Source organism: Algoriphagus aquatilis (assembly GCF_042657405.1).
In the GTDB taxonomy this organism is placed as follows: Bacteria; Bacteroidota; Bacteroidia; order Cytophagales; family Cyclobacteriaceae; genus Algoriphagus; species Algoriphagus aquatilis.
Genome location: NZ_JBHSKS010000006.1, coordinates 1 through 3852 on the forward strand (window position 1 = coordinate 1; position 3852 = coordinate 3852).

Sequence of the window (3852 nt, forward strand, 5' to 3'; positions counted from 1 at the left end):
ACGTATTCCAGAAGAAAGGGTATCAAAACGATTGGGCTGGAGAAGGACTGGTATCTGGTACCTACTTCTACATCCTTTCTGTGGTGGATATCAACGGTAATCCGACCGAATTCAAAGGATGGATTCAGCTTGTGACCAATAATTAATATTACTAATCTTTCTTTGGAGGTATTACGGAATGCTGTTAAATGCATTTTGAATTCGTCATCCTATCCATGCAAATCCAATTAAGCAAACTCGGTCCTTATAGTTAGCTTAATTCAGCAAAATGGAATTGTAAATAAATCAAGCATAAATGCATTTAGTGATAAAAAAAGCGCACTTCAATTCTTTTTTTTTTTTAACAAACATAATAAACCTTCATTTGTTTGAAGAAACAATATATTTTCAAACTAAAAATACAATATAAAATGTTTGAATTCTTAAAAAGGCAAAGTTTTTTGCTTTCATCGTTGATCATTCTCTTTCAATTTAACTGTGAAAAAAGTTATTCCCAGTCTAGGAAATATTTTGGTCAATTTTCACATTTGAAAAGTTACCTCAATCCTTCCATGGGAGGATATGAAGGCTCTTCCATGAGAAGTTTCTATCGAAATCAGTGGGCGGATTTTGATGGTGCCCCAAAAACCTATTTAATCTCTGCGGATTTAGATTTTGAGGAAGCTAAAGGAACTCAAAATTCTGACTTGGTTGGAAAGAATGGCTTTAGCTTAAATATTCTTGTAGACTCCTATGGCCCCTTCAAAGAGAACGAAATAATTATAGGTTATGCTTCAAGAGTTAGAATTAGTGAGAACGCCAATTTAAGATTAGGTGCGGCGGCCAATATCAATAGCCATCAATTAGATGGGTTTAATTTAACAACAGAGCAGTCCAATGACCCAATTATATCCCCATACCAAGGTCGTTTTTCAAAAATGAATTTTATTGATTTTAATCTTGGAGTTGCCCTCACCAGTACTGATTATTTTCTTTCTTACTCCTTGAATAATGTTAGCCAGGGTAAGATTTCAAGCGGGGACAATTTTATTGGAACGAGAGTTCCTATATCGATTTTTCATGCAGGATATAGAAGCAAAGTTGCAAACAATCTTTCTATGAGCACTTCTTTTTTGTACCGATCACAGAGCAATCTTCCTCGTAATGTTGAAGCTAGTGCTAAGTTTATTTACAATGAAAAATTTTGGGTAGGAGCTGGACATCGATTCAGCTACGCTAATAATTTTCAATTTGGCTTGTTACTTTCTAAGCTTAGAGTAGGATATGTGTATGAACTGCCAATAGGTAAGACTTATTTGTTGCCAAATCCTTCTCACGAATTGATGTTGACGCTTTTTCTGTTCAAAAGCGATGAAGAAAAAAACTATTCAATGATTTGGTAATTTATGAAAACTGATATGAGAACTAGTTATTCACGAAACTTCCGTAAAGCCATTTACAAATTTGGAATGGGAGTTTTAATGCTATTTGTAGCAGGCTTTTTTAATTTTGCCTTTTCACAAATACAACAGCGAGGTTCAGTAACCTCAGCAACGTCTACAAACACTAATTTGACAATAAATACACCTTCTGGTGTTCAAGCTGGAGATGTTCTTATAGTTAATATTGTCAAAGAAAATAATGGATCCACAGATCCTTCGGCAATCGGATGGACTCTTTTAGAAAGTGCTGTGGTGAATGGTATAGGGGGAGATACGAGAGCATCAGTTCTATATAGGATAGCGGGAGCATCTGAGCCTTCCAACTATACCTTTGCTTTAGGAACGGGTACCAACGATGCAGTAGGTGCCATGCTAGCTTTTTCTGGTGTCCGTTTGGTTGGTAATTCACCATTTGATGTTATCGGTAGCTTTACTGTTTCCCCAAATTCTTCAGATTTGGTGAATGCCTCTTCCATCACTACATCGGTGAATGGTGCTGCCATCATCATGTTTGGTCAAGCAAACAATAATCGTACTTGGTCTGATTGGTCCACTGCTACTTCTCCGGGGGCATTAACGGAGCTTTACGATGTGCCTTTTAATAGCGCTAACGATGATTTGTCGGTTGGAGCTGCCTGGGCTATCAAAAATAATGCAGGTTCTACAGGAATCGGTACAACTACATTAAGTGGAGATGCGAGAAATTCTGCCATTTTAATTGCTCTTCGTCCTGAGCTTCCTGATCCTACTCGGACCACTATTACAGCCAGTCCATCCACAATCAATTCAGATGGGTTAAGTAATTCTACTATTATTGTTCAGTTGAAAAGTTCTACTGGTGTTAATCTTTCTTACTCTGCAGGACCGGTTATCTTAACCTCACCATCTGGCACACTTAGTAATGTAGTTGATAATTTGGATGGAACATATAGTGCATCCTTCACTTCTACTACCGTAGGTGCTGTTACTATCAGTGGGAGCATAAATTCTTCGGCAATATCCAATTCTGCAAACATAACTGTTTTAGAAAACTGTGTGTCATCAGATACTTCTATTGATTTGAACTATCAAAATGTTAATATCAGTGGTTTAACTTTAGTAAATGGTACTCAAGGTGCGGTAAATTCGCGATATATTAGAAATAATGCGATTACTGTAAACGGTAGAGTGTTAAATGTAGAAGTGACCATCACCGGCAGATCCAATGTTACAGATTTTATACTTGACAATGACGGTTCTAATGCAGGTCGCTTACAGCCAGAAATCAATTCATCTTCCACAGGCGGGAGTTTTGTGGATTTTGACATTAAGTTTTTTGATAATACTACTTCTCAGCAAGTTTCGGTTAAGAACTTTTTACTTACCGGCGTTGACGTAGATGGTTCTGGCACTTCCAGAGAATTTATAGAAATTTCAGGATTTTCGAGTTATTCGGTTGATGCTACCTCTCAATTGGTAGTTCAGTCTGGAACTAGGAGTGGGTTTACCAGATTCTTGGGAAGAACTAGTTCGTTAGGAGGTATTACTTTTGATAATACGGCATCTTTTGTCGCTAACTATCAAAGCCCGGTATCTCAGATTCAAATAAGGATGGGAAATACCAATTCCTCTGCGGCCAGAAGACTTTTTTCTGTAAATATAGGTGCGTCTGTAGGAAGTTTCTCTAATACAGTTTCCACAAGTTCTGATTTGATTGTACAAGATCAATCGGCAGAAAATCCTTGCCCAGGAATAAACTATAAAACAGTTACTGAATGCGAAACAGTGGTTGCCACCTATACCTCTTTAAGACCTGCCACATGGACTATTTTTGGTGGAGAAGATTCTGACTTTTTTCAAATAAATTCAACTACTGGTCAACTTAGTTTTAAGGCTCCTCGTGATTTTGAAAACCCTGTTGATAGAGGTGCTGGATTAAATAACAATTCTTATGTAGTAGTAATAAGAGCTGTGGACTCCAATGGTGTAATGGATTTCCTGACAGTTACTGTAAATGTGTCTAATTTGGATCCTTCGCTCAGATTCGTATCCCAGCCAGGTGATATTACTTACGGAGACAATTTGGGTAATGTCACAGTGGAGCTATTAGATGAATGTGGTCAAAGAGCAAATAGCAATGCGCCAGTTACTCTTACAATCAACAATGGAGCAGGTCTAACAGGTACGGTGACGGTCAATGCAGTTAATGGATTAGTGACATTTACGGGTGTTTCGGTAAATAAAGCCGGAGATGACTACAAGCTTTCAGCATCCTCAGCGGGTGTGTCGAATGTGGAGTCTATTGAATTTGACGTCTCTAAAGCCTCATTGACGGTGACAGCTATTGATGACACGAAAGTGTATAATGGATTGGCATACAGTAACGGAAACGGCGTAAACTATTCCGGATTTGTAAACGGAGAGAATTCTTCTGTATTGGGAGGTAGTTTAA

3 protein-coding genes are annotated in these 3852 nt (G+C 37.9%); all 3 read left to right on the top strand.

Annotated elements, in window-relative coordinates; genetic code table 11:
* On the top strand, positions 1–146 hold a 146-nt coding region (locus ACFPIK_RS09220), incomplete at its 5' end, for a T9SS type B sorting domain-containing protein (protein WP_377914845.1).
* Positions 147–368: 222 nt separating this feature from the next.
* Positions 369–1382 carry a PorP/SprF family type IX secretion system membrane protein gene (locus tag ACFPIK_RS09225; protein WP_377914484.1) on the top strand — a complete coding sequence of 338 codons (1014 nt, stop codon included), beginning with the start codon at positions 369–371 and terminating at the stop codon, positions 1380–1382.
* Positions 1383–1385: 3 nt separating this feature from the next.
* Positions 1386–3852, top strand: a 2467-nt coding sequence (locus ACFPIK_RS09230; RefSeq protein WP_377914486.1) for an invasin domain 3-containing protein, incomplete at its 3' end; no start/stop codon positions are given.